Origin of the sequence: Rhizobium sp. TH2 (genome assembly GCF_024707525.1) — a bacterium.
Lineage (GTDB): Bacteria > Pseudomonadota > Alphaproteobacteria > Rhizobiales > Rhizobiaceae > Rhizobium_E.
Genome location: NZ_CP062231.1, coordinates 2,071,281 through 2,098,010 on the forward strand (window position 1 = coordinate 2,071,281; position 26,730 = coordinate 2,098,010).

25 protein-coding genes are annotated in these 26,730 nt (G+C 61.9%); 14 read left to right on the plus strand and 11 right to left on the minus strand.

The window, feature by feature from the left end; genetic code table 11:
- Positions 1-9 precede the first annotated feature (9 nt).
- Positions 10-1,026, minus strand: coding sequence for a LacI family DNA-binding transcriptional regulator (locus tag IHQ71_RS10350; RefSeq protein WP_258161884.1), 1,017 nt, complete (start codon positions 1,024-1,026; stop codon positions 10-12).
- Between the two features lie 104 nt (positions 1,027-1,130).
- On the opposite strand from IHQ71_RS10350, the gene IHQ71_RS10355 reads away from it, so the two are divergent.
- The 3 genes from IHQ71_RS10355 (at position 1,131) to IHQ71_RS10365 (ending at position 4,244) form a co-directional block, all read left to right on the plus strand.
- Entirely contained in the window at positions 1,131-2,324 is a 1,194-nt protein-coding gene (locus tag IHQ71_RS10355; protein ID WP_258161885.1) for a phytanoyl-CoA dioxygenase family protein, read from the plus strand.
- An 83-nt stretch (positions 2,325-2,407) separates the two neighbouring features.
- A complete protein-coding gene (locus IHQ71_RS10360; RefSeq protein ID WP_258161886.1) occupies positions 2,408-3,229 on the plus strand; it encodes an SDR family oxidoreductase in 822 nt (273 codons plus the stop codon).
- Positions 3,230-3,611: 382 nt separating this feature from the next.
- The gene (locus IHQ71_RS10365) at positions 3,612-4,244 is read left to right on the plus strand and encodes a LysE family translocator (RefSeq protein ID WP_258161887.1); all 633 of its coding nucleotides are present in this window, start codon (positions 3,612-3,614) and stop codon (positions 4,242-4,244) included.
- Here the strand turns inward: IHQ71_RS10365 and IHQ71_RS10370 are convergent.
- From IHQ71_RS10370 to IHQ71_RS10410, 9 genes are all read right to left on the minus strand, one after another.
- A complete protein-coding gene (locus IHQ71_RS10370; RefSeq protein ID WP_258161888.1) occupies positions 4,241-5,131 on the minus strand; it encodes an MBL fold metallo-hydrolase in 891 nt (296 codons plus the stop codon). The genes IHQ71_RS10365 and IHQ71_RS10370 overlap by 4 nt on opposite strands.
- 4 nt (positions 5,132-5,135) lie before the next feature.
- Positions 5,136-5,483 carry a cupin domain-containing protein gene (locus IHQ71_RS10375; RefSeq protein ID WP_258161889.1) on the minus strand — a complete coding sequence of 116 codons (348 nt, stop codon included), beginning with the start codon at positions 5,481-5,483 and terminating at the stop codon, positions 5,136-5,138.
- A gap of 16 nt (positions 5,484-5,499) precedes the next feature.
- Positions 5,500-6,924: a gamma-aminobutyraldehyde dehydrogenase gene (locus IHQ71_RS10380; protein WP_258161890.1), complete on the minus strand. Its 1,425-nt coding sequence runs from the start codon at positions 6,922-6,924 to the stop codon at positions 5,500-5,502.
- Between the two features lie 14 nt (positions 6,925-6,938).
- Positions 6,939-7,754, minus strand: coding sequence for an ABC transporter permease (locus IHQ71_RS10385; protein WP_258161891.1), 816 nt, complete (start codon positions 7,752-7,754; stop codon positions 6,939-6,941).
- Entirely contained in the window at positions 7,744-8,694 is a 951-nt protein-coding gene (locus tag IHQ71_RS10390) for an ABC transporter permease (protein WP_258161892.1), read from the minus strand. Before IHQ71_RS10390 ends, IHQ71_RS10385 begins: the two co-directional genes overlap by 11 nt.
- Complete coding sequence (locus IHQ71_RS10395) at positions 8,691-9,692, minus strand: ABC transporter ATP-binding protein (protein WP_258161893.1); 1,002 nt, start codon at positions 9,690-9,692, stop codon at positions 8,691-8,693. Before IHQ71_RS10395 ends, IHQ71_RS10390 begins: the two co-directional genes overlap by 4 nt.
- Positions 9,693-9,960: 268 nt before the next feature.
- Positions 9,961-11,121: an ABC transporter substrate-binding protein gene (locus IHQ71_RS10400; protein ID WP_258161894.1), complete on the minus strand. Its 1,161-nt coding sequence runs from the start codon at positions 11,119-11,121 to the stop codon at positions 9,961-9,963.
- A gap of 153 nt (positions 11,122-11,274) precedes the next feature.
- A complete protein-coding gene (locus tag IHQ71_RS10405; protein ID WP_258161895.1) occupies positions 11,275-12,183 on the minus strand; it encodes a LysR substrate-binding domain-containing protein in 909 nt (302 codons plus the stop codon).
- Positions 12,184-12,296: 113 nt separating this feature from the next.
- The gene (locus IHQ71_RS10410) at positions 12,297-12,425 is read right to left on the minus strand and encodes an SEC-C metal-binding domain-containing protein (protein WP_308737937.1); all 129 of its coding nucleotides are present in this window, start codon (positions 12,423-12,425) and stop codon (positions 12,297-12,299) included.
- 993 nt (positions 12,426-13,418) lie between these two features.
- Between IHQ71_RS10410 and IHQ71_RS10415 the strand changes: the two genes are divergently transcribed.
- Together IHQ71_RS10415 and kdsA are read left to right on the plus strand one after the other, a co-directional pair.
- On the plus strand, positions 13,419-14,291 hold the full coding sequence (locus IHQ71_RS10415) for a VOC family protein (RefSeq protein WP_374989972.1): 873 nt from the start codon (positions 13,419-13,421) through the stop codon (positions 14,289-14,291).
- A 4-nt stretch (positions 14,292-14,295) separates the two neighbouring features.
- The gene (kdsA, locus tag IHQ71_RS10420; protein ID WP_258161896.1) at positions 14,296-15,141 is read left to right on the plus strand and encodes a 3-deoxy-8-phosphooctulonate synthase; all 846 of its coding nucleotides are present in this window, start codon (positions 14,296-14,298) and stop codon (positions 15,139-15,141) included.
- Positions 15,142-15,193: 52 nt separating this feature from the next.
- Here the strand turns inward: kdsA and IHQ71_RS10425 are convergent, their stop codons facing one another.
- On the minus strand, positions 15,194-17,011 hold the full coding sequence (locus IHQ71_RS10425) for a methyl-accepting chemotaxis protein (RefSeq protein ID WP_258161897.1): 1,818 nt from the start codon (positions 17,009-17,011) through the stop codon (positions 15,194-15,196).
- A gap of 287 nt (positions 17,012-17,298) precedes the next feature.
- Between IHQ71_RS10425 and eno the strand changes: the two genes are divergently transcribed.
- The 9 genes from eno (at position 17,299) to lipA (ending at position 26,661) form a co-directional block, all read left to right on the plus strand.
- Positions 17,299-18,573, plus strand: coding sequence for a phosphopyruvate hydratase (gene eno / locus IHQ71_RS10430; protein ID WP_258161898.1), 1,275 nt, complete (start codon positions 17,299-17,301; stop codon positions 18,571-18,573).
- 136 nt (positions 18,574-18,709) lie between these two features.
- Positions 18,710-19,018 carry a septum formation initiator family protein gene (locus IHQ71_RS10435; RefSeq protein ID WP_258161899.1) on the plus strand — a complete coding sequence of 103 codons (309 nt, stop codon included), beginning with the start codon at positions 18,710-18,712 and terminating at the stop codon, positions 19,016-19,018.
- A 199-nt stretch (positions 19,019-19,217) separates the two neighbouring features.
- Positions 19,218-20,273: a pyruvate dehydrogenase (acetyl-transferring) E1 component subunit alpha gene (pdhA, locus tag IHQ71_RS10440; protein ID WP_258161900.1), complete on the plus strand. Its 1,056-nt coding sequence runs from the start codon at positions 19,218-19,220 to the stop codon at positions 20,271-20,273.
- Positions 20,274-20,361: 88 nt separating this feature from the next.
- Positions 20,362-21,741, plus strand: a complete 1,380-nt coding sequence (locus IHQ71_RS10445) for a pyruvate dehydrogenase complex E1 component subunit beta (protein WP_258161901.1) — start codon at positions 20,362-20,364, stop codon at positions 21,739-21,741.
- Between the two features lie 54 nt (positions 21,742-21,795).
- Positions 21,796-23,106, plus strand: coding sequence for a pyruvate dehydrogenase complex dihydrolipoamide acetyltransferase (locus IHQ71_RS10450; protein WP_374990016.1), 1,311 nt, complete (start codon positions 21,796-21,798; stop codon positions 23,104-23,106).
- 16 nt (positions 23,107-23,122) lie between these two features.
- Positions 23,123-23,764, plus strand: a complete 642-nt coding sequence (locus tag IHQ71_RS10455) for an SGNH/GDSL hydrolase family protein (RefSeq protein WP_258161903.1) — start codon at positions 23,123-23,125, stop codon at positions 23,762-23,764.
- A gap of 43 nt (positions 23,765-23,807) precedes the next feature.
- Positions 23,808-25,271, plus strand: a complete 1,464-nt coding sequence (gene lpdA, locus IHQ71_RS10460) for a dihydrolipoyl dehydrogenase (RefSeq protein ID WP_258161904.1) — start codon at positions 23,808-23,810, stop codon at positions 25,269-25,271.
- Positions 25,272-25,349: 78 nt separating this feature from the next.
- The gene (locus tag IHQ71_RS10465) at positions 25,350-25,610 is read left to right on the plus strand and encodes a GlsB/YeaQ/YmgE family stress response membrane protein (protein ID WP_258161905.1); all 261 of its coding nucleotides are present in this window, start codon (positions 25,350-25,352) and stop codon (positions 25,608-25,610) included.
- A gap of 82 nt (positions 25,611-25,692) precedes the next feature.
- Positions 25,693-26,661: a lipoyl synthase gene (gene lipA, locus IHQ71_RS10470; protein ID WP_258161906.1), complete on the plus strand. Its 969-nt coding sequence runs from the start codon at positions 25,693-25,695 to the stop codon at positions 26,659-26,661.
- The last annotated feature ends 69 nt before the right edge of the window (positions 26,662-26,730 follow it).

Genomic DNA, 26,730 nt, shown 5'->3' on the forward strand with positions numbered 1-26,730 from the left:
TCCGTTCAGCTAGGCCGGAATGTTGAACGGTGTGATGATGACCAGCGCGGACAGCGCTGGTCTTTTCATTTTCGGCAGAGCCTTGCGCCCTTCGAGGAACGTCGTGAACACCGATGCCGCATCGGCATTCAGGTTATGGTGCAGCACATAGGACAGTTTCTCCGCCTTCAGCAGCGCCAGATTATCCTCATCGAGATCGTGCGCGACATGGACGGGAAGGGGGCGTCCCGCCGTCTCGAATGCCTCGATGATCGCGCGGTTGCCGCCGCCGATCGAATAGACCGCATCGATCATCCGGTTGGTCTCCAGCGCCTTGCGCACCTGCGCGCCGGTCGCCGAATCCTTGCCGTAACCCTCGCTGATTTCCACTATCGCGAGATCGGGATAGCGCTCGCTCGCGATGCGACGGAAGGCTCTCTCCCGCTCTTCCTCGCCCCGGAAGCGGCTCGATGAAAGCGTCAGCAGCACCGTGCCGCCCGCCGACCCGATCCGGGAGCCGATAAGATACGCGGCGGTCTCGCCCGCCACCCGGTTATCCGAGCCGGCATACGCGAAGCGCCCCGAATCGGGGAGATCCGTCACCAGCGTGATGACCGGGATTGCCGCCCGAACCATGGCGACTTCCTCGCGGATGACCCCGGTATCCGGTGCCTTCAGCACGACCCCGTGGCTGCCGCGCCGCCGGATGCGCGCCATAAGCCGTGACAGATCGGCATCGCGCATCTGTTCGGTGAAATGGAAGCGCGAACGCACTATTGTTGGCAGGAACGCGGCAGCCTCGGTCTCGAACGCCCGACGCACCGCATTGGTGAAACGATCCGGCGCTTCCATCACGATGTCGAACACGTAAGTGCGGCCTGACATTGCGGCGGCATTCTCCTGCTGCCGGAGCTCGTTGATCGCCGCTTCGATGCGCGCCGCCGTCTGCCGCCGCACGCCGCCGCGCCCGTTGATCACGCGGTCCACCGTTGCGGTGCTCAGGCCCGCCTGGAAGGCGATGTCCTTGATGAGAAAGGCGTGGGCCATGTTGCAGTGCCGTCCAGATTTGATGGATTTTTGATGGATAGCACATCTTCGCCCGGCCGCAATCACCCCTATAATCCGGGCAATCGAACCCGAGGGAGGAAATCATGAAGACCGACAATCCCGTCACCGCCCGCAGCAACCGCGTCTGGTACACCGAATCCGCCTGCGACATCGACGATTTCGCCCAGACCATCGCGCTCACGGCCAAGCTCTCCGACTACCCGCACGCCAAGGCGATCGAGAAGAACGTCGTCATCTACGACGCGACTTCCGTCCTCGAATCGACGAAGACGCCTGACGGCCGCAAGGCAATTCTCGCCGAAATCTGCGACATCTTCGCCCGCGGCCCCGGCGTCGCGGTGTTCAAGGGCGCCTATACCGACACATCTATTATCGACAAGGCGACCGGTGTTTTCGACGCCGTGATCACCGACGAGAAGCAGGGCAAGGTCGGCGGCGGCGACCATTTCGCCAAGCCCGGCGCCAATGACCGCATCTGGAACTCGCTGGAAAAGCACTGCCTCGCCGACCCCGAGAATTTTGCGCACTACTACGCCAATCCGATCATTGCGCTCGCTTCCGAAGCATGGCTCGGCCCGCACTACCAGATGACTGCGCAGGTCAACCGCGTCAATCCGGGTGGCTCTGCCCAGAAGGCCCATCGCGACTACCACCTCGGTTTCCAGTCCGTCGCCGAGATGGAGCGTTTCCCTGCCCACGTCCATCACCTCTCGCCGGTGCTGACGCTGCAGGGCGCAGTCGCCCATTGCGACATGTCGCTCGAAAGCGGCCCGACGCTCTTCCTGCCTTTCAGCCAGCTCTATCCGCTCGGCTACCTCGTTCCCAACCGGCAGGAATTCCAGGATTATTTCGATAAGCACCACGTCCAGTTGCCGCTCGAAAAGGGCGACGTCGTTTTCTTCAACCCCTCGCTGATCCATGCCGCCGGAACCAACCGCTCGAAGGACATTTTCCGCATGGCGAACCTGCTGCAGGTGTCATCCGCCTTTGGTCGCGCCATGGAATCGGTCGGCCGCGAGAAGATGAGCGCGACGCTTTTCCCGGCGCTGAAAGCCATGCTGGCCGATGGCCGCATCGACCGCGCGAGCGCCGACAACGCCATCGCAGCGACCGCCGAGGGCTATTCCTTCCCCACCAACCTCGACCGCGATCCTCCCAAGGGCGGCCTGGCTCCCAAGACCCAGGCCGCACTCTTCGGCGAGGCGCTCGACGGCGGCTGGTCGTCGGAGGAATTCACGAAACAGCTTGCGCTGCAGTCCGAAAAGAAGCTGACCTGAGCCCAGCAAATAGTTTGAGAATCGACCCCTTTCTCCGCCTGGCGGGGAGAGGGGTTTCCGCGTCATAAATGGAGGAGAAGCACATGTCCGAGAATGCAGCCCGTCTTGAAGGCAAGATCGCCGTCGTCACCGGAGGAACGCAAGGGTTGGGCGCCACCATCGCCCGAACATTCGCCGAGCGCGGCGCCAAGGGCATCGTCATCTGCGGCCGCACCGCCGCCAAGGGTGAGGCCAAGGCCAGGGAGATTTCCGAAGTCACCGGCGCCAAGGTCGTTTACCAGCAGGCCGATCTTGAAAATGTCGATGACGTCCGCGCCGTCATCGCCCGCGCCGACCAGGAGTTCGGCCGCGTCGACGCTTTGGTCAATGCCGCCGCCATCACCGATCGCGGCACCATCCTCGATACCAGCCCGGAACTCTTCGACCGCATGTTCGCGGCCAATGTCCGCGCGCCTTTTTTCCTGATGCAGGAGGCGATCAAGATCATGCGCCGCGAGACGATCGAAGGCACGATCGTCAATATCGGCTCGATGTCGGCCAAAGCCGGCCAGCCCTTCATCGCCGCCTACTGCGCTTCAAAAGGCGCGCTCGAAACGCTGACCAAGAACACGGCCTACGCGCTGCTCCGCAACCGCATCCGCGTCAACGGCCTCAACATCGGCTGGATGGCATCGGAAGGCGAGGACCGCATCCAGCGCGAATTCCACAATGCTCCCGCCGACTGGCTGGAAAAGGCCGCCGCCAGCCAGCCCTTCGGCCGCCTCGTCGACCCCGCCGAAGTCGCCCGCGCCTGCGTCTATCTCTCGTCCTCGGAATCGGGCCTAATGACCGGCTCGGTCATCTGCTTCGATCAGTCGATCTGGGGGGCCTACGACGGCTCGCCGCATCCCGTGGCGGCGATGTAGGCAAGGATTTGCCCCGCACTTCCTGCGAACCCATTCTCTCGCACAGCTGGCGGTTGGAGCGTACCGTGCCACAAGTCCCTTCTCCCCGCTTGCGGGGAGAAGATGCCGGCAGGCAGATGAGGGGCGGTCTCAATCCAGTTTCCCATGTTCCAGCTTGCCCAGAGCTGATCAAACTGCATCTTTGTGTCTCCTTCCGGCGCCAGGCAGGTCTTCCTCCGACGCCGGGTCGCCCACCAAATAATGTCTAAAATGGCAGAGCGCTTGCCTCTGACCCTTTGCCGTTAGAGTAGTTGATATGTGCTCTTCGACTCAACTGCTCTCGCGCATCTTGCCTTTCCCCTCCCGCGCTGCATAACTACCACTACAACCCGGGAGCCCCCTCATGACCGAACTCACGATCCTCGCATTCGCTGCCGTCGCCTTCGTCGGCATTGCCACGCCGGGCCCCACCGTGCTGCTCGCGCTGACCAACGGTTCCCGCCACGGCATCGGCCGGTCGATCTATGGCATGCTCGGCGCGGTCCTCTCCGATTTCGTGCTGATCGGCGCCGTCGCTCTCGGCCTCGGCGCGTTGCTGGCGGCCTCGGAGTTCTGGTTCTCGGTGGTCAAATGGATCGGCGTTGGCTATCTCGCCTTCCTCGGCGTCATGCTGCTGCGCTCGAAGGGATCGCTGGGCCAATCATTGAATGCCACGGATGCCGGCACCGGTTCGCGCCTGTCGCTCTTCCTCAAAAGCTTCCTGGTCGCGGTCACCAATCCCAAGGGCTACCTGTTCTTCTCGGCTTTCCTGCCGCAATTCGTCGTGCCGTCGGCGCCGCAGGTCGAGCAATATGCCGTGCTCGCCGTTGTCTTCGCCTCCATCGACTTCCTGATCATGCTGGCCTACGCGGTGCTTGGCTCGCAGGCCGTGCGCCTGCTCAAGCGCAACGGCGCACTCTGGCTCGACCGCATCTGCGGTGGCGCGCTGCTGACCCTTGCCGGCTCGCTCGCCTTCTACCGCCGCGCGGCCAGTTAATCGTGGGGATTGTCGCGGCCGACCGCCGCGACATTTTCCCGATGCACCGTCTCGTAGGGCGCGAAATAGATGACCGCGCCCGTTGAGATATCGTTATCGAGAAACTCCTGGAGAGGCTGGGTGCGCGCGCGGCTAGATTCCTCGGGATCGATCAGCCGTTCCAGATATTCCCGGTTCGCATCGATCAGCGTCTTGTGATAGCCGCCGATTTCGATCCGGTCGGGATCGCCATGGTTGGGCAGAATGCGCTCGATCGGCCACGTCGCCATCCGCTCGAGTTCGGCGATGTGCGTTTCGATATGCTCCGGCTCCGAAATATAGGTCACCGTATCCTCAAGCGTATCGCCGGCAAGCAGGATTCGCTCCTCCGGCAGCCACAACACGCAACCATCGGCGCTATGGATGTTGAAATGGTGAAGCTCGACCCGCCGTCCGCCAATCTCCAGCGCCATCGACTCCTCGAAGGTTCGCGTCGGCATCACCAGGGGTAGGATTGGCGGCGTGCCTGTTTCCAGCTTCGCGCGGTTCGCCTCCATTGTGTCGGCTGTCAATTTCAGAGCAATGATCTCGCAATCGGCGAAAACCACGTTGCCGGCGATATGGTCGGTATGCCAGTGGCTGAGCACGACCTGGATCGTTGCAACGCCAAGCTCTTCGAGATGCCGGCGGATCGCCCGCGCATGCTCGATCGTCATATGCGTATCGTAGACAATAGCGTGCCCGTCACCGACAACAGCATAGGACGCAATGCCGAGGCTGTATGCCCCATCATCCACCCAGTTCGGGCCTTCGGAATGCAGCCGTTTGCCCTCGATCCGCCCGTCGTAATAGGCATAGATGCCGGGATAGGGCTCAAGAATGCGCATCGTCGCCGTCATCGCGTCCATGGCGTCACTCCAGCCAATCGGTCGAGAACGCGCCGGCGAGATGGATATCGGTCGTCTCCAGCCGGCCGGGTCCGAGATTCTCGAACTTGTGCGGCATGCCAGCGGGCGCGATCAGGATCTGCCCCGCCTTGCCCTCGATCTTCTCGTCGCCGAGTGTGAACAGCGCCCGGCCGAGCCGGATGATGAATGTCTCGGGGTAGGGGTGGCTGTGCAGCTTTGGCCCGCCGCCGATCTCGTCGGTGGCGTAAAAAACCACCGAGACATCGACGCCATGCGCGCCGCCCTGGAATTCGCCCTTCCAGAGTTCCGGATGGTCGGCCCATTGATCCCTGTCGATCACCTTACCGCCCATCCGCTGCTCCTCGATCCTAGTGTGCGATCATAACATGCCGGACGACGGTATAGTCTTCAAGCGCGTACATCGACATGTCCTTGCCGTAACCCGATTGCTTGACGCCGCCATGCGGCATCTCGTTGGTCAGCATGAAATGGGTGTTCACCCATGTGCAGCCGTATTGCAGCTTGGCCGCTGCCTTCATGGCGCGAGACACGTCCTTGGTCCAGACCGACGAGGCCAGCCCGTAGTCGCTGTCGTTGGCCCAACCGATGACATCATCATCGTCACCGAACCTGGTGACCGACACGACCGGGCCGAACACTTCGCGGCGCACGATCTCATCGTCCTGCTTGGCGCCGGCCACGACGGTCGGCTGGAAGAAGAAGCCCTCGTCCGAACCGTTCTTGCCGCCGGTGGCAATCTGCATATGGCCGAGTTCGGCGGCACGCTCGACGAAGCTCGAAACGCGGTCGCGCTGGCGCTTGGAGATCAGCGGCCCGATCTCGTTTTCGGTGTCGTCGGCCTGGTTGAACTTGATGGTCGAGACGGCTGCCGCGAGGTCGGCGACGAACTTCTCGTAGATCTTGCCATGCGCATAGATGCGGCATGCGGCCGTGCAATCCTGCCCGGCATTATAATAGCCGAAGGTGCGGATCGCCGAGACGGCGGCGTCGATATCCGCATCGTCGAAAATGATCACAGGGGCCTTGCCGCCGAGTTCCAAATGCGTGCGCTTGACCGTCTTGGCCGCTGCCGCCAGCACCTTTTTGCCGGTGGCGATATCGCCGGTGATCGACACCATGTTGATCTTGGGGTGGTTGATCAGGTAGTTGCCGGTCGTCTCGCCACGGCCGAGCACGACATTGACCACGCCCTCGGGCAGGATGTCGGCGAACACCTTGGCGAGCTTCAGCGTCGTCAACGGCGTTTGTTCCGAGGGCTTGATGACGATCGTGTTGCCGCCGGCGAGCGCCGGCGCCAGCTTCCAGGCCGCCATCATCAGCGGATAATTCCACGGCGCGATCGAGCCGATGATCCCAACCGGATCGCGGCGGACCATCGAGGTGAAGCCGGCCAGGTATTCCGCCGCCACCGGCCCATGCATCGAGCGGATGGCGCCGGCGAAGAAGCGATAGCAATCGACGATCGCCGGGATTTCATCGTTCAGCACGGCATTGATCGGCTTGCCGCAGTTGAGCGATTCGAGCGCGGCAAAGCCTTCCGCATCCTTCTCGATCGCATCGGCGATCTTCAGCAGGTAGTTCGAGCGCTGCGCCGGCGTCGTCTCCGACCAGCTCACGAAGGCCGCCTCGGCCGCGTCCACGGCGGCATCGATCTGCGATGTCGAGGCTTCGGGCAGCGCGAGCACGGTCTCGCCGGTGCGCGGGTTGAGGATCTGCTCCTCCATCTCGGTCCCGGCTTCGAATTTCGCACCGATCAGCATTTGCGTATCCATTTTACTCTCCTCGCTCATTTTCCGGATCCGGCGGTCTCCGCGCCGTCTCGGGTCAGATAATAGGCGCCCAGAATGGGCAGGAAGGTCACCAGCACCACCAGCATGGCTACGACATTGGTCACGGGGCGCTCGCGCGGTCGGATCAGTTCCTCCAGCATCCAGATCGGCAGCGTTGTCTGCTGGCCGGCGGTGAAGGTCGTCACGATCACCTCGTCGAAGGAAAGCGCGAAAGCGAGCATGCCGCCTGCCAGCAGCGCCGTGCCGATATTCGGCAGGATCACGTAACGGAAGGTCTGGAAACCATTGGCGCCGAGGTCGTAGCTCGCCTCGATCAACGATCCGGACATGCGCCGGAACCGCGCCACCGCATTGTTATAGACGACCACCACGCAGAACGTGGCGTGCCCCAGCACGATGGTCCAGAACGAGAAGGGGATCTCCATGATACCGAAGGCCGAGCGCAGCGCGATGCCGGTGACGATGCCGGGGAGTGCGATCGGCAGGATGACAAGCAGCGAAATCGCCTCCTTGCCGAAGAAATTCGATCGGGCGACGGCCGCCGCACACAGTGTGCCGAGCACCAGGGCGACCGCCGTGGCGATCGCCGCGACCTGCACGGAAAGCGACAGCGCCGCCCACACATCGGGCCGGTCCCAGGCACGGCCGAACCATTGCAGGGTGAAGCCCGGCGGCGGCCACTTGAAGCTCTTCTCCTCGGTCGTGAACGCATAGACGAAGATCAGCAGGATCGGCAGCGACAGGAACAGCAGCCCGGCACCGGCGGCAAGCTTCAGGGCGAGGGGGGCGGAATTGATCTTGTCAGAGCGCATCGAAAGCCCCCTGGCGTTTCGCCATCCAGAGATAGAAGGCCATGATGATGATCGGGACAACCGAGAAGGCGGCGGCGAGCGGCACGTTGCCGGCCGTGCCCTGCTGGGTATAGACCGCCTGACCGATGAACAGCCGCGACGAGCCGATAATGCCGGGAATGATGTAGTCACCCAGCGTCAGCGAGAAGGTGAAGATCGAGCCGGCGATGATGCCGGGCAGTGCCAGCGGCAACAGCACGTGGCGGAAAGTCTGCTTCGGCGAACCGCCGAGATCGTAGCTCGCCTCGATCAGGTTGCCCGGCACCCGCTCAAGTGCGGCCTGCACCGGCAGGATCATATAGGGCAGCCAGACATAGACGAACACCAGCAGCGTGCCGGTATAGCTGATGGAGAGAGAATTGCCGCCGACCACGGGCAGCGACAGATAGGCTTCGAGCAGCCAGGTCAGCGACAGCTTGGCGAATACCCAGGAAATGATGCCTTCCTTGGCAAGGATCATCTTCCAGGCATAGATTTTCACCAGATAGCTCGACCATAGCGGCAGCGTCACGCCGAGATAGAACAGCGCCTTCCACCGCCCCTTGGCATAGCGCGCGGCATAATAGGCGATGGGGAAGGCGATGATCGCCGAGACAATCGTCACCAGCGCCGCCATAACCACGGTCCGCACGATGATGTCGAAATTGGATTGTCGGAAGAGCTGCGCATAGGTGGACAGCGTCAGCTCGTATTTAACTTGGCCGGTGAAATCGTCGAGCGAGAAGAAACTCTGCGCCAAGAGCGCGAACAGCGAGCCGACATAGATCACTCCGAGCCAGAGAATTGGCGGGGCGAGCATCAAGGCCAGCAGCAGCTTCGGCCGCCGCCAGAAGGTGGACGACAGCCGCCCGACGAGGCCGTCCTCTTTTGCGATCACGGCGGGTGAGGTGACCATGCTCATGCCGCATCACCGAGCGCGTGCAGCGCGTTACGCGCAAAATTGAGCACGATGGTTTCACCCTCGGCCGGCAGTGTCGCCGCCGCCGGCAGGTTGGCATGCAGCCTCAATCCCTCGACATCGACGCCGACGCGCGTCACCGAGCCCAGGAAGCTGCGGGCCGCAAGCGTGCCGGATATGCCCAGAGCATCGCCGGTCGCGGCGCCAAGATTGATCGTCTCCGGCCGGACGGTCGACCATGCCCGCGTGCCGGTCAGCTTCTGGGTGAAATCCGGCGGCAGGATGTTGGAGGACCCGACGAAATCCGCCACGAATTTCGACGCCGGCCGCTGGTAGATATCCTCGGGCGTACCCGCCTGCACGATGCCGCCATTGTTGAACACCGCGACCCGGTCGGCCATGGAAAGTGCCTCGCCCTGGTCATGGGTGACGAAGACGAAGGTAATGCCCAGCGCTTTCTGCAGCGTCTTCAACTCTTCCTGCATCTGTTCGCGAAGTTTCAGGTCCAGCGCCCCGAGCGGCTCGTCGAGCAGCAGCACCTTGGGCTTGTTGACCAGCGCGCGGGCCAACGCCACGCGCTGCCGCTGGCCGCCCGAAAGCTGGCCGGCCTTGCGCGTGCCGTAGCCTGGCAGCGCGACCATGGCGAGCGCTTCTTCAGCGGCCCTCAGCCGCGTCGTCTTGTCGATACCCTTGACCATCAGCCCGTAAGCGACATTGTCGAGGATGCTCATATGCGGAAACAGCGCGTAATCCTGAAACACCGTGTTGACGTTGCGCTTCCACGGCGGCACGCCATTGGCGTTCTCGCCGAAGATCGCGATCTCGCCGCCGGTCGGCTGCTCGAAGCCGGCGATCAGCCGGAGGCACGTCGTCTTGCCTGAGCCGGACGGCCCCAGCATGGCGAAGAACTCGCCCTCGGCGATCTCAAGATTGACCTGATCGACAGCCTTCACTTGGCCGAAATGGCGCGACACGGCGCGGAATGTGACTGCCGGGGTCATGGGGGTCTCCGTGAAATTGACTACTTGTGAAGAGATTACCCCTCACCAAGCGCGTCCATGAACTCGACTTTGTCTCGTTCGGACTTGCTATCCTCTCCCACAAGGGGAGAGGTAGACTTGCGGCACACCCGTGCTTCAAGTGACGAAGGCGCGTGCGGCACCTACCTCTCCCCCTGTGGGAGAGGATACGAAGGCCGGGTGAACGTGAGTGAACCCCTGGCCGAAGTTGGTGAGGGGTGAATACCAACCCACCCCATGCCAAATACGCTTACTGCCCGCCCATCACCGCGATGTAATCGCTCGTCCAGCGATGATACGGCACGCATTCACCCTGGCTGGCGCATTTCGCCACCGGCGTCTTCCAGAAGCTGATCTTGTCGAAGTTCTCGAAGCCGTTATGCGCGCAGCCCGTGTCGGTCAGCAGCGCATTGCCCTTGCAGGCTGCGGGTACTGCCGGGTTCGAGCCGAACCAGGCGGCGAGGTCGCCCTGCACCTTCGGTGAGATCGAATGTTCCATCCACATGTAAGCGCAGTTTGGATGGGCGGCCTCGGCGTGCAGCATGGTCGTGTCGGCCCAACCGGTCGCACCCTCCTTCGGGAAGACCGATTTCACCGGCTGCTTGTCGGCTTCCAGCAGGTTGACCTGGAACGGCCACGAGCTCGATGCCACCACGCCCTCGTTCTTGAAGTCGTCGATCTGCACCATGGCATCGTGCCAGTAGCGGCCGACCAGCGAGCGTTGTCCCTTGAGAAGTTCGAGCACGGCGGTGTACTGGGCTTCGTTCAGCTCGTAAGGGTCCTTGATGCCGAGTTCCGGATTCTTCGCCTTGAGGTAGAGCGCGCCGTCGGCGATGTAGATCGGGCCGTCGAAGGCCTGCACCCGGCCCTTGTTGGTCTTGCCGTCGGGCAGGTTCTGTTCCTCGAACACCACGCCCCAGCTGTCGGGCACCTTATCGCCGAAAACCTTGGTATTGTACATCAGCACGTTCGGGCCCCACTGGTAGGGCGTACCGTAATGCACGCCATCCACGGTGTGCCAGGGTGCATCCTTGAGGCGGTCGTCCACCGTGCTCCAGCTCTTGATCAGTGCCGTGTTGATCGGCGCCACCTTGCCGCCGGCGATCAGGCGGAGCGAGGCGTCACCCGAGGCCGTCACCAGGTCGAAACCGCCCTGGTTCATCAGCGTCACCATTTCGTCCGATGTCGCGGCGGTCTTGACCGTCACCTTGCAGCCGGTGGATTTCTCGAATTCCGTGACCCAGTCGTAACCCTTGTCGGTTTCGCCGCGCTCGATATAGCCGGCCCAGGCGACGATCGAAACTTCGCCTTCACCCGGCCCGATTTCCTTCAGCGCCTCGGCCGAAACGGCCTGGCTGGCAAAACTGGAGGCGATGAGGAGTGCTGTCGTGGACTTCAGAAAAGTCTTCATTCTGGTCTCCCGTTTTTGGATTTGTTCCCACGGTTGACATGAAGCCTCTTTTTCGCCGCTTTCGCAAATTCTTTATTCAGAATATCGATATCGGTTTTTCCGATATCGAGCGTTGGCATTCGGAGTTTGCCCCTCTTGTAACCAGAGGAACCCTCACCGGTCCCGCACAGCCCGCGCCGTCTCCGCCACCCGCAGAAACTCCTTCGCCGACGCCGGCAAACTAGACCCCCGCCGCCACACCAGGCCCACCTGCACCACCGGCAGTGCGCCCGAGACGTCTCGGCTTTCGATTCGGTCACCTTCCAGTGACCACGGGCGATAGACGAGGTCGGGCAACAGCGCGATCCCGGCCCCGGTCGCGACCAGGCTGCGTACCGCCTCGACCGACCGCGTCCGGAAGGCGACGTGAGGCTTGGCGCCGAGCGCGGTCAGCAGCTTGCCGGTATTCTCCTCGATCTCGTCGACCGTCAGCATGATCAGCGGCTCCTGCGCGATGTCCTTGACCGATATGATATCCGCGCCGCCCAGCTTGTGACCGAGCGGCAGCCAGAGCCGATAGGGCGAGGTCTCGATGATCTCGGCCTGCAGCGCCATGCGGTCGCGCAGGTTGGAAATGGTCATCACCGCGATATCCAGCTCGCCGCCGATCAGCAGGTGCTCGAGATAGCTGCCATTGTCCTCGATCGCCGTGACATCGACGCCGGGATAGGCGCGGCGATAACGCCGGAGCAGATCGGAAAGCACATAGCCCGCCACAAGCGAGGTGACGCCGAGATTGAGCGAGCCGCTCATCTCGTCCTTCTTGTCGGCGAAGGTCCGCCGTGCATCCGACACCTGGCTCAGAATATTTTGCGCATGCCTGAGGAACTGGTGCCCGTCATGGGTGATCGTCAACCCCCGTGAATGCCGTTCGAACAGCGCCACCCCGAGATCGGACTCCAACTCCTTGACCGCCTCCGTCACCGAGGATTGCGAGATCGAAAGCGCCTGCGCGGCCCCGCTGACCGTGCCGTTTTCGGCAACCGCGATGAAATACTGGAGCTGACGGAGGGTGAAGGCCATGGGTGTCGGTATGACACGGCCGAACAATCCAAGGCAATACGGGTCCGGCGCTTGCGCCAGACCCGATATTTCGATTTACCGCTCTCTAAAAGTAATGATCCCTGAGCGACCCGTCATACTCGCCGGATTTCAGGCAGCAATTCTTGAAACCGCCTCCGTGAACCGCAGGGGCAGGGGTCGTTGCGGCCGAGTTTTTCGATCAGCTCGACATCGCCGTGGATCACGCGGATCCCGGTTTTCACCCGTGTCTCGGATGGGAAGGATTTGCGGCGTTTGGACGTGACCTCAAAAGCTCACGTCGTGGAGGTGTTTCTTGGACATGGTAGCCTCCTGTGTTGGTTGCTGAGTAGAGATGGGATGAGTTCCCGAGATATTCGCTATCGCAGTTTGCGCGAGAAAGCAAAACCCGTCATCTTTCCCGCAGGCTAGGGGTGTGTCGCTTTATTAGGACCCCGCCCCAACCCCTCCCCACAAGGGGGAGGGGCTTAACCCGCTGCGCCGCTTTGCCCTGCTCAACGTTGAACGCTAAGCACTCTCGTCGGTGCATTTTGGTAGACGGTGCTTTGGTCCGGGTGAGTGCCACAGGTTGGCCCCTCCCCCTTGTGGGGAGGGGTTCGGGGCGGGGTCTTTCTTGAACTGGATTAAGCGTGATCCTGACTTTTCCTTTCATTAAATCAATAACCTATCACTCAATATAGGAAAATAATCCTCATCCATCTTCCCAAATCCCCAAACCCATGCCATAATCCCTCGCGTTCCGCATCGGCTACACCCTGAGGCGTCAGGGCGAGGCGGGACCGGTGACCGGTGTGGAGAAGCGACGTAAGTCTCCATGCAGGGCGTCCGCGAGAAGGGCCAGTCCTCTGGGGACGGCAGCCGAAAGGCTGAGTTTCGCCCCGGACGTGCGCTGTAGCGCACACATTATCGTTCTCCAGTCCCGAAAAGATGGAGATACGGGGGCAGTGCTGGCGAGTTCGGGGATGGAGACACCGTTTGACGGGGCACGGCGACGTGTCTTAACGGCCCGTTCCACAGGCGGGCCTATTACCTCGGCACGGCGACGTGCCCCGGCCGATCCTTTTTGCCAAGAGCGAAGGGATCGGGGTCATGCATGGTCAAACCACGGAGCAAACGGCCCGCGTGAACGAGAACCCATGTCAGCGCCCACCCGCATTCCCCTTGATCCTGCTGCCCCAATCATGCGAAAGGGCGCCAACGAAATCGAAAGGACTCGCATGCCCGTCCGCCCTATCGATCATCTTGTCCTGCCGGTCACCGACATCGCCACGGCCCGCGCGCGGCTGGCGCGGCTCGGCTTCACGGTCGCTGCTGATGCGCGTCATCCCTTCGGCACCGAAAATGCCTGCGTCTTCTTCGCCGACAAGACCTATCTCGAGCCGCTCGGCGTCGCCAGCGAAGAGGAAGCGTCTGCTTCCGCGAAATCCGGTAACCAGTTCGTCGCCCGCGATGCCGCGTTTCGGTTCCGCAATGGACCCGAGGGTCTGTCGGCGATCGTCATGGGCACCGATGACGCCGATGCTGACCACGCGATATTCAAAGCCGAAGGCATATCGGCGGGCGATCAGCTGACCTTCTCGCGGGTGATGAAATTTCCCGATGGTTCGGAGATCACGCCGAGCTTCAAGCTCTCCTTCGCCGCCGACCTCAGGGCACCCGATTTCTTCGCCTTCACCTGCCAGCGCATCAACATGCCGTCATCCGATCGCTCCGCGCTGGAAAAACACGCCAACGGCGTGATCGGCATCCGCACCGTGGTGCTGTCCGAGCAGGAACCGCTTGATTTCTCCGCATATCTACAGGCGGTGACCGGCCAGGAGAATGTGGCCGACGACCTCGATGTACTGGTGGTCAAGTCCGCCAATACCGACATAATGGTGTTCGATCCGCTTGAACTGAGGCTGCTGTTCGGCCTTTCAATGTCGGCGGAGCGCGGCTTGCGCGGTGAAGCGGTCGTCTTCAAGGTCTCGGATATTCGTGTCACCGAGCGGGTGCTTGTCGAAGCCGGCATCCTGCATTTGAAATCCCGCAGCATGATCGTCGTGCCGCACGAGCCCGGCCAGGGCGTCCTTTTTGCATTCTCGGAGTAATCAGATGTCGAAGACCAACGCAGTCGTCACCGCCGGCGAGGGCACCAAGAAGGTCAGCTTCTCCAATACCGGCCGCTTCACGCTGATCGCGGGCCCCTGCCAGATGGAAACCCGCGACCACGCCTTCATGATGGCCGGCAAGCTCGTGGAAATCTGCGGCAAGCTGGGCTTGGGCCTCGTCTACAAGTCCTCCTTCGACAAAGCCAACCGCACTTCGTTGACCGGCAAGCGCGGTATCGGGCTCGAAAAATCGCTCGAAGTCTTCGCCGACCTCAAGAAGGAATACGGCTTTCCAGTCCTGACCGACATACACACCGAAGAGCACTGCGCCGAGGTGGCACCAGTCGTCGATATCCTGCAGATCCCGGCCTTCCTGTCGCGCCAGACCGATCTTCTGGTCGCCGCCGCCAAGACCGGTCGCGTCGTCAACGTCAAGAAGGGCCAGTTCCTGGCGCCCTGGGACATGAAGAACGTGCTGGCCAAGCTGAACGACAGCGGCAACCCGAACATCCTGCTCTGCGAGCGCGGTGCCTCGTTCGGCTACAATACGCTTGTGTCCGACATGCGCGCGCTGCCGATCATGGCGGCGATGGGCGCGCCTGTGGTCTTCGACGCCACCCATTCCGTGCAGCAGCCGGGCGGGCAGGGTGCCTCGACCGGCGGCGACCGCGCCATGGTGCCGGTTCTCGCCCGCGCCGCCATCGCCGTCGGCGTCGCCGGCGTCTTCATGGAAACGCATCAGGATCCCGACAATGCCCCGTCCGACGGCCCCAACATGGTGCGCCTTGAAGACATGCCGGCATTGCTGGAAAAGCTCATCGCTATCGATGATATCGCCAAGGCAGCCTGACGGCAAAAGGCCGGCACATCAGCCGGCCTTTGTTCTTTGAAATCATGGAAAATCAGGCCGCGCGCGAGATCCGGCCGCCAGCCGGCGCATTCGCGACGCGGAACCGTTCGATGATCCGCTCCAGCGCCTGGGCCTGCTCGTTCAGTCCCTGGCAGGCGGCATTGGTCTCTTCCGCCATCGCCGCATTCTGTTGCGTCACCTCATCCATCGTGCTGACCGAGGCGTTGATCTCGCCGATCGCGATCGACTGTTCCTGCGCGGCGGTGACGATAGCGCCGATCAGCCTGGTTACCCTGGCCACCTGTTCCTCGATTTCCGAGAGCGCCGTGCCCGTGCGGTTGACCAGCGCCACGCCGGTCGAGACCTGATCGGACGAAGCCGAGATCAGCACCTTGATTTCCTTGGCCGCATTGGCCGAGCGGGAAGCGAGTTCACGCACCTCCTGCGCGACGACAGCGAAACCCTTGCCGGCTTCCCCGGCACGCGCCGCCTCGACACCCGCATTGAGAGCCAGCAGATTGGTCTGGAATGCGATCTCATCGATCACGTTGATGATCTGGCTGATCTGACCCGAAGAGCCCGCGATCTTCTCCATCGCCTGGATCGCCTCGCGCATGATGCCGGCCGAGTGTTCGGCACCCCGGCTGGTCTCGGCCATCATCTTGCTGGCCTCGATGGCCCGAGAGGAAGAACTCTGCACATTCGCCGTGATTTCCTCCAGCGCGGCAGCGGTCTCCTCGATGGTCGATGCCTGCTGTTCGCTCCGCTTCGAGAGATCGTCGGTCGCGCTGGCGATTTCGGCGGAGGAACTGCGCAACTGGCCGGTCGCCTCGGTGATCTCCCGCATCGATGCGGAGAGCGTGTCCAGGCTCGCATTGAATTCGTTGCGCAGCATTTCGTAAGCCGCGGAGAAGCGCTGCCTGATGCGGTATTCGAGATTGCCGCGTGACAGTTCGCCGAGCGCCTCCGTCAGATGCCGGATGAGGTCGTCGCGCTCGGCTTGTTCGGCTGCTTTCTCGGCCGCCGCTTGCCGCTCGCGTTCGATCTCGGCCTCTTTGGCTTCGGCAGCCCGCTGGTGGATCTCCCTGCGCTCGAGCGAATTGTGGCGGAAAACCACCACTGCCTGCGCCATTTTCCCAATCTCGTCCCTGCGTTCCGCATAGGGCACTTCGGCCGAATAATCGCCGTCCGCGATTTTGCCCATGTAGGCCTCCATGCCTGATATCGGCAGGATCGCCTTGCGGCGCAGAAGATAGAGCCCCGAAATCAGAAGCAGGAGAGCGCCCAGGGCGGCTGCACTGGCGGCGAGCGTCCAGGTCTCGACCTCTGTTGCTGCGTGCAGCTCTTCGCCCTTCAGGAACGTGTCGGAATTGGTAACGAGCTTCTCGACCGCGTCCTGATGTGTATGGAAGACGGTCCGGAGATTGCCGGTGGCGGTCGCGACCTTGACGCTGTCCTTGGCATTGAGCGCGGGAATGATCTCGTCGGCCATCACCGCCCAGAACGCGTCGCCCTTGGCGATCACTTCGTTGTTCAATTCGTCCTTGAGGGATTGGGGCAGGCGGGTGGGCTGCCAATAGGCGCGACGGTCGTCATAAGCCGCTTTCAGCTTGGCGATCTTGGCGAGATTGGCCTCTGACAGTTCGGGAAACTCGCCGGCCTCGAAGGACAGCATGTAAGATTCGACGACGAATAGCGGCGGCGGCAATATGTCGGCGATCAGGTCCTTGCCGTAGATCACCTGTTCGTAAACCGGTCCATTGACCTTCAGCCGCTGCAGTGCGGTCTGCTGCAGGCCGAATGAAGCAAACATGCCAATCGACACCGCAAGGCCGCCGATTACAAGGTTTCTCGCAATGGTGAACGCCATTTGTTGACCCCCAATGGCGCCGTTTCCGCGCGCCGATGTCTTCTTGTTCCCCCGGATCCGTGCATGCGAATCCGTAACTCTCATCAAACAGTAGTACTGTATGGTTAATGCCTGGTTGCAGCGCTGAAAAACTTCGCTCATGCTTCAAAGGCTGCCGGCCGCGATCGCGATCCATCGGCTCTCTGGCTCCAAGGGCGAATTTCCGCGCTGCCATTGTAATTTTGCAAATCTCGGCTAAGGGATGGGCACACCTCCGCATCCACCGCCAACACGACAGGGATAAGCACATGACAGCCATCATCGATATTCTGGCCAGGGAAATTCTCGACAGCCGCGGCAACCCCACGGTCGAGGTCGATGTGCTTCTGGAAGACGGTAGCCTCGGTCGCGCCGCGGTTCCCTCGGGCGCATCCACCGGCGCCCATGAGGCGGTCGAACTGCGCGACGGCGGCAAGCGCTATCTCGGCAAGGGCGTCGAAAAGGCTGTCGAAGCGGTCAACACCGAAATCTTCGAAGCGATCTCCGGCATGGAAGCCGAAAACCAGCGCGATATCGACGCCGCGATGATCGAGCTTGACGGCACGCCGAACAAGAGCCGCCTCGGCGCCAATGCCATCCTCGGCGTTTCGCTCGCCGTCGCCAAGGCCTCCGCGCTGGCCTCTGGCCTGCAGCTCTACCGCTATGTCGGCGGCGTCAATGCGCACACGCTCCCCGTTCCGATGATGAACATCATCAATGGCGGCGCGCATGCGGATAACCCGATCGATTTCCAGGAATTCATGATCCTGCCGGTCGGTGCCGAGACGCTGCGCGACGCGGTCCGCATGGGTTCGGAAATCTTCCATACCCTGAAGAAGGAACTGCACGCCGGCGGGCACAACACCAATGTCGGCGACGAAGGCGGCTTTGCGCCCAACCTCGCCAGCGCCCCGGATGCGCTCGATTTCATCATGAAGTCGATCGAAAAGGCCGGCTACCGTCCGGGCGAGGATGTCTTCCTCGGCCTCGACTGCGCCTCCACGGAATTCTTCAAGGACGGCAAGTACAATATGGAAGGCGAGGGCAAGGTCCGGAGCCCGGGTGAAATGGCCCAGTATCTCGCCGATCTCGCAGCCCGCTACCCGATCGCCTCGATCGAGGACGGCATGGCCGAGGACGATTGGGACGGCTGGAAGACGCTCACCGATCTCTGCGGCAAGAAAGTCCAGCTTGTCGGCGACGACCTGTTCGTCACCCAGACCAAGCGCCTGACCGACGGCATCAAGATGGGTGTCGCCAATTCCATCCTCGTCAAGGTCAACCAGATCGGCTCGCTGACCGAAACACTCGAAGCCGTCGAGACGGCGCACAAGGCCGGCTACACCGCCGTCATGTCGCACCGCTCGGGCGAAACCGAGGATTCGACGATTGCCGACCTCGCCGTCGCCACCAACTGCGGACAGATCAAGACCGGCTCGCTGGCGCGTTCCGACCGCACCGCCAAGTACAACCAGCTCATCCGCATCGAGCAGGAGCTGGGCTCGGCCGCACGCTACGAAGGCCGCGCGATCCTCAAGAGCTAAACAATTTGAATCACTTATGAATCCGGGTGGCAGCGATGCCGCCCGGATTTATTTTTGGCCCCGGATTCATGGTCAACGCTTGCTTAAACATTTTGATTCATGGTGATTCCATCGTACTGCGTATCAAGGCATTTCAATGTGGACCAAGCAGCATAAGAAGCGGTATCTCGGGCGTCTGGTGACACCTGTTCTCGCCGCCGGTTTCTTCTCCTATTTCGGTTATCACATCGTCCACGGCGATCTCGGCATGGATGCCGCGAAGGATTTCGAACGCCGCCGCCTGGAGCGCGTCGCCGAGCTGGATGGGCTGGTCAAGGCGCGCCGGGAACTCGAACGCCAGGTCTCGCTGATGAGCGACGGGTCACTCGAGAAAGATATGCTCGACGAGAAGGCGCGCTACTCGCTCAACGTTTCCCGCAGCGACGAAATCGTGATTTTCAAGTAAGCCATTGAATTCAATTGTGTGCGCTGCAAAGAATTTATGCTGCGGCGCAGTTGATATTAACTTGAATTAAGTTAATAGTTGAATTTATATGACATTTCAGTGACTTAAAGCGAATGTGTGCCATGCATTTATGGCATTGCTGCGTGTGGTTTTATTCTCTATCCTCCCCCGCAACTCGAAGCTCAAAAGGGAGGATTGTATGGCAACGCGAAAGACCGCGACGCTGACCGCTCGCAAACCCGCCGCCGGCAAAACTCAGAAGAGCGAGGCCAAGGCGCCGGCGATCGCCGAGTTCGACAAGAAGGACGAACTCAAGGCCTATCGCGAGATGCTGCTGATCCGCCGCTTCGAGGAAAAGGCCGGCCAGCTCTACGGCATGGGCTTCATCGGCGGGTTCTGTCACCTCTATATCGGCCAGGAAGCCGTTGTGATAGGCATGAAGATGGCGCTGAAGGACGGCGACCAGATGATCACTGCTTACCGCGATCACGGCCACATGCTGGCCATGGGCCTGAGTGCCCGCGGTGTGATGGCCGAGCTCACCGGGCGCCGGGGCGGCCTGTCCAAGGGCAAGGGCGGCTCCATGCACATGTTCTCCAAGGAGAAGAATTTCTACGGCGGCCACGGCATCGTTGGCGCCCAGGTGTCGCTCGGCACCGGTCTCGGCTTCGCCAACCAGTATCGCGGCAACGGCAACGTTTCCTGCGCCTTCTTCGGCGACGGCGCGGCCAACCAGGGCCAGGTCTATGAAAGCTTCAATATGGCGGCCCTCTGGAAGCTGCCGGTGATCTATGTCGTCGAGAACAACCGCTACGCCATGGGCACCTCGGTGAGCCGTGCTTCGGCGCAGACGGATTTCTCCCATCGCGGCGCCTCCTTCAACATTCCCGGCATGCAGGTCGACGGCATGGATGTCCGCGCCGTCAAGGCCGCGACCGACGAGGCCGCCGAACATGCCCGCAGCGGCAAGGGCCCGATCATCATGGAAATGATGACCTATCGCTATCGCGGCCACTCCATGTCCGACCCGGCGAAGTACCGTTCGAAGGACGAAGTGCAGAAGATGCGCTCCGAGCACGACCCGATCGAACAGGTCCGCGCCCGGTTGCTCGAAAAGAAATGGGCGAGCGAGGATGACCTGAAGGCGATCGACAAGGATGTCCGCGACATTGTCGCCGACGCCGCCGATTTCGCCCAGGCCGACAAGGAGCCGGATGTTTCCGAGCTCTACACGGATATTTTGCTCGAAGCGTGAGGCGATGGAGCCGCCATTGGCTCCATCATTCATTCGGATACCTTTTTCAAGGCGCCTGCCGCCGCACACTATCCACAGGTGAACCAAGATGCCGATAGAGATTCTCATGCCAGCGCTGTCGCCCACCATGGAGGAGGGAACCCTCTCCAAATGGGTGAAGAATGAAGGCGACACCGTGAAATCCGGCGACGTCATCGCCGAAATAGAAACCGACAAGGCGACGATGGAAGTCGAGGCCGTCGATGAGGGCGTGCTCGGCAAGCAGCTCGTCGCCGCCGGCACCGAGGGCGTAAAGGTCAACGCGCCGATCGCGCTGCTGTTGCAGGACGGCGAGAGCGCCTCCGACGCCAAGGCGCCTGCCGCCAAGGCTGAAGCTGCTCCGGCGCCCGTGACAAGCGAAGCGCCGGCACCGGCCGCTTCCGCACCCGTTCCTGCCCAGCCGAAAGCTGATATTCCGGCCGATCCGTCGATCCCCGCGGGCACCGAAATGGTGCCGACCACCGTCCGCGAAGCACTGCGTGACGCCATGGCCGAGGAAATGCGGCGCGATCCCGACGTTTTCGTCATGGGCGAGGAAGTCGCGGAGTATCAGGGCGCCTACAAGGTGACGCAAGGCCTGCTGCAGGAATTCGGCGCCAAGCGCGTGGTCGATACCCCGATCACCGAACATGGCTTTGCCGGTCTCGGCGTCGGCGCTGCGATGGCGGGTCTCCGGCCGATCGTCGAATTTATGACCTTCAACTTCGCCATGCAGGCGATCGACCAGATCATCAACTCCGCCGCCAAGACGCTCTACATGTCCGGCGGCCAGATGGGCGCGCCCATGGTGTTCCGTGGCCCGAACGGTGCCGCAGCCCGTGTGGGCGCCCAGCACAGCCAGGATTACGCCGCCTGGTACAGCCACATTCCAGGCCTCAAGGTGGTGCAGCCCTATACGGCGGCCGACGCCAAGGGCCTGCTGAAATCCGCGATCCGCGATCCCAACCCGATCATCTTCCTGGAAAACGAAATCCTCTACGGCCAGACCTTCGACGTGCCGAAGATGGATGATTTCCTGTTGCCGATCGGCAAGGCGCGGCTGCATCGCGCGGGCAAGGATGTCACCATGGTCTCCTGGGGCATCGGCATGACCTATGCGCTGAAGGCGATCGCCGAACTCGAAAAGATCGGCATCGATGTCGAACTGATCGACCTCCGGACCATCCGCCCGATGGACCTGCCGGCGATCATCGAATCGGTCAAGAAGACCGGCCGTCTGGTCACCGTCGAGGAAGGCTATCCGCAGTCCTCGGTCGGCGATTTCATCGCCAACCGGGTGAGCCGCGAGGCTTTCGACTATCTCGATGCACCCGTCATCACCATCGCGGGCAAGGACGTTCCGATGCCCTACGCGGCCAATCTCGAAAAGCTGGCTCTGCCGAATGTCGGCGAAGTCGTCGATGCGGTCAAAGCCGTCTGCTACAAGTAACGGGGAGGCAAGGTCATGCCCATCAATATCACCATGCCCGCCCTTTCGCCGACCATGGAAGAGGGCAACCTCGCCAAGTGGCTGGTCAAGGAAGGCGACACCGTCAAATCCGGCGACGTGATCGCCGAGATCGAGACCGACAAGGCGACGATGGAAGTCGAGGCCGTCGATGAAGGCACGATCGCCAAGCTCGTCGTTCCAGCCGGCACCGAAGGCGTCAAGGTCAATGCCGTGATCGCGATTCTCGCTGGCGAAGGCGAGGATGTGAAGGCTGCCGCATCCGGTGGTGGCGCTGCTCCGGCAAAGGCCGAGGCTGCTCCGGCAACTGCCGCGACGCCCGCGCCCGCCGCTGCACCCAAATCCGACGTCGTGACCGGCGGTGCGTTTGCCAGCCCGATGGGTTCGGCGCCGCAAGCAAAATCCGGTGAGCGCACGTTCTCGTCGCCGCTCGCACGCCGTCTGGCCAAGGAAGCCGGACTCGACATTTCAGCCATATTAGGCTCCGGCCCGCATGGCCGCGTCGTGAAATCGGATGTCGAAAAAGCCGTCTCCTCCGGTGGCGCCAAGGCAGCACCAGCAGCGACCCCATCGGTTGGACAGGCAGCACCGGCAGCCGCACCAAAGGGTGCGTCGGAGGAATCCGTGCTCAAGCTGTTCGAGGCAGGCTCATACGAACTCGTGCCGCATGACGGCATGCGCAAGACGATCGCGCGCCGGCTCACCGAGTCCAAGCAGACGATTCCGCATTTCTACGTATCGGTCGATTGCGAGCTCGATGCGCTGCTGGCACTGCGTGCCCAGCTCAACGATGCGGCACCGAAGAAGGATGATAAGCCGGCTTACAAGCTCTCGGTCAACGACATGGTGATCAAGGCTCTCGCGCTCTCGCTCCGCGACGTGCCGGATGCCAATGTCTCCTGGACCGACAGCAACATGGTCAAGCACAAGCATTCCGATGTCGGGGTCGCCGTCTCGATCCCGGGAGGCCTGATCACGCCAATCGTCCGCCATGCCGAGCTCAAGAGCCTGTCGGCGATCTCCAACGAAATGAAGGACCTCGGCAAGCGCGCCAAGGAACGCAAGCTGAAGCCGGAGGAATACCAGGGCGGCACGACCTCGGTCTCCAACATGGGCATGATGGGCGTCTCCAATTTCGCCGCCGTCGTCAACCCGCCGCATGCGACGATCCTTGCGGTCGGCGCCGGGCAGGAGCGGGTGATCGTGAAGAACAAGCAGATGGTGATTGCGCAGGTGATGACGGTGACGCTGTCAACCGACCACCGCGCGGTGGATGGCGCACTGGGTGCGGAACTGCTCGGGGCCTTCAAGCGGTATATCGAGAACCCGATGGGCATGCTGGTTTAAGACATCGGAGAACAACATGAAAACAGTTCTCTGCTTTGGCGACAGCCTGACCTGGGGCGTGGATGCGGAAAACGATACCCGCCACGCCTACGAAAACCGCTGGCCGTCCGTGCTGCAGAAAGGCCTTGGTCACGGCGTGCGGGTCATCCCGGAAGGGCTGAATGGCCGCACGACCGTCTATGATGACCACACGGCCGATTGTGATCGCAACGGCGCGCGCCTGCTGCCGACGATCCTCGAAACCCATGCGCCGCTGGACCTGATCATCATCCTGCTCGGCACCAATGACCTCAAGCCGGTCTTCGCCAACAATGCGGTGATCGTCGGCCATGGCCTGACGCGGCTGGTGGAGATCATCCGTCATCACGCCTGGCCGATGGGCATGGAGAGCGAGCCGGACATCCTGCTCGTCTCGCCGCCGCCGTTCTGCGAGACGGACCATGCGCTGCTGGGGCCGATGTTCGCAGGCCGGATCGGCGAGAGCCACAACCTCGCCTCCGTCTATCGCGATCTTGCCGACGACCTCGGCTGCGGCTTCTTCGATGCCGGTGCGGTGGCGAAGACGACGCCGATCGACGGCATTCACCTCGATGCCGAGAATACCGCCGCCATCGGGCGCGGGCTGGAGCCCATCGTCCGCATGATGCTCGGAATGTGAGGCCCACGGGCCTCACCAATATTTGCCAGGAAGTGGAACACCCATGTCGAACGCTTATGACGTCATAGTTATCGGTTCCGGTCCGGGCGGCTATATCGCCGCGATCCGGGCGGCACAGCTTGGGCTGAAGACCGCGATCGTCGAGCGCGAGCATCTCGCAGGCATCTGCTCGAACTGGGGCTGCATCCCGACCAAGGCGCTGCTGCGCTCGGCCGAGATCTATCACTATGCCAAGCATCCCGGCGATTACGGGCTGAAGATCGAGGGCACCGTGTCACCCGACCTCAAGGCCATCGTCGCCCGTTCGCGCGGCATCGCCCAGCGCATGAACGGCGGCGTCGGCTTCCTCATGAAGAAGAACAAGGTGGACGTGATCTGGGGCGAGGCGAAGCTGACCAAGGCTTCCTCAGGGGATAAACCCGGCGAGATCGTCGTCGCCAAGACCACCAAGAAGCCGGTCGAGCCGCAGGCGCCGCTGCCGAAGAACACGCTGGGCGAGGGTACCTATACCGCCAAGCACATCATCATTGCCACCGGTGCCCGTCCGCGTGCGTTGCCGGGCATCGAGCCTGATGGCAAGCTGATCTGGACCTATTTCGAGGCGATGAAGCCGGATGAGATGCCGAAATCGCTGCTGGTCATGGGTTCGGGCGCCATCGGCATCGAATTCGCCAGCTTCTACCGCACCATGGGCGTCGACGTGACCGTCGTGGAAATCATGCCACAGGTGATGCCGGTCGAGGATGCGGAAATCTCCGCGCTCGCCAAGAAGCAGTTCGAGAAGCAGGGCATGAAGATCCTGCTCGACACCAAGGTCACGAAGGTCGTCAAAACAGCTAATTCCATCACCGCGACGGTCGAACTCAAGGACGGCAAGACGCAGGAGATCACCGCCGACCGGATGATCTCGGCGGTCGGCGTCCAGGCCAATGTCGAGAACATTGGCCTAGAGACCCTCGGCGTGAAGACCGATCGCGGCTTCATCGCCATCGATGGCTACGGCAAGACCAATGTACCGGGCATCTATGCGATCGGCGATGTGGCCGGCCCGCCGATGCTCGCCCACAAGGCCGAGCATGAGGCGGTTATCTGCATCGAAAAGATCGCCGGCCTGCCCAATGTCCATCCCATGGACAAGCTCAAGATCCCGGGCTGCACCTATTGCCACCCGCAGGTGGCTTCGGTTGGCATCACGGAAGCCAAGGCGAAGGCCGATGGCCGCGAAATCCGCGTAGGCCGCTTCCCGTTCGTCGCCAATGGCAAGGCGATCGCGCTCGGCGAGGACCAGGGCATGGTGAAGACGATCTTCGATAAGAAGACCGGCGAGCTTCTGGGCGCCCATATGGTCGGCGCGGAAGTCACCGAACTGATCCAGGGCTTCGTCGTGGCGATGAACCTCGAAACGACGGAGGAAGAGCTGATGCACACGATCTTCCCGCATCCGACCATTTCGGAGACGCTGAAGGAAAGCGTGCTCGACGCCTATGGCAGGGCCTTGAACGCCTGATGACCAGCGGCCCGATGGAACTTTTCCCTGCTTTCGGCGTTCTTGACGTGTCAGACACTCAAGAATCGGGGATTTTCCATGGAACTCAATGGCGTAGGTTGGATCGCGGCAATCATCATAGGCGGCCTGGCCGGATGGTTCGCGGAAATGTTTATGAAGTCCAATATGGGCTTGTTCATGAACATCATTCTCGGCATCGTCGGTGCCGCGCTTCTGAATTTCATTCTCGGATCGTTGCTGAACGTCGGGTACACGGGCTGGATCGCCTATCTGATCATTGGCTTCATCGGCGCCTGCATCTTGATCGCGCTGGGGCGCATGCTTCGCCGCGGCAGTTGAATCCGTCTCACTTTAGAACTATTTCAAATGAGGCCGTGGCGCGTGTCGCCGCGGCCTCGTTTTTGCGTCCGCGGGGAATCTGATGGTCACCATTCTCGACACTGTGAGCCTCGACAAGCGGGTCCGGCACCCCGAAAAGGCGCATCGGCCCGATACCGAAGTGCTGCGCAAGCCGGACTGGATTCGTGTGCGCGCCCCCGTCTCCAAGGGCTACCAGGAGACCAAGGCGCTGGTGAAGGAACACCGCCTCGTCACCGTCTGCGAGGAAGCCGGCTGCCCCAATATCGGTGAGTGCTGGGACAAGAAGCACGCCACATTCATGATCATGGGCGAGATCTGCACCCGCGCCTGCGCCTTCTGCAACGTCTCGACCGGCCGCCCGCTGGCACTCGATCGCGAAGAGCCCGCCAACGTCGCCAAGGCGGTGAAGAAGATGGGCCTCAGCCACGTCGTCATCACCTCCGTCGATCGCGACGATCTTGACGACGGCGGTGCCGAACATTTCGAACACGTGATCCGGGCGATCCGCGAGACGTCGCCATTGACGACGATCGAGATTCTGACACCGGATTTCCTGCGCAAGCCGGGTGCGCTGGAGCGCGTCGTGGCCGCCAAGCCAGATGTCTTCAACCACAATCTCGAAACCGTGCCGTCGAACTACCTGACGGTCCGTCCGGGGGCCCGCTACTTCCACTCGATCCGGCTGTTGCAACAGGTCAAGGAACTCGATCCCACCATGTTCACCAAGTCGGGCATCATGGTTGGACTTGGCGAAGAGCGCAACGAAGTGCTGCAGTTGATGGACGACCTGCGCGTCGCCGATGTCGATTTCCTCACCATCGGCCAATATCTCCAGCCGACCCGCAAGCACCATCAGGTGATGAGCTTCGTGACACCCGATGAGTTCAAGTCCTACGAGACGGTCGCCTATACCAAGGGCTTCCTGATGGTGGCCTCGAGCCCGCTGACCCGCTCCTCGCACCATGCCGGCGACGATTTTGCCCGTCTGAAGGCGGCGCGCGAGAAGATGCTGGCCAAGGCCGTCGCTTGAAGCCATCCTGGTCCGATATTTTCGGGTTGCAGCCTGAGCGAGGTTGAAGGACACTCCTGATCAAGGCTT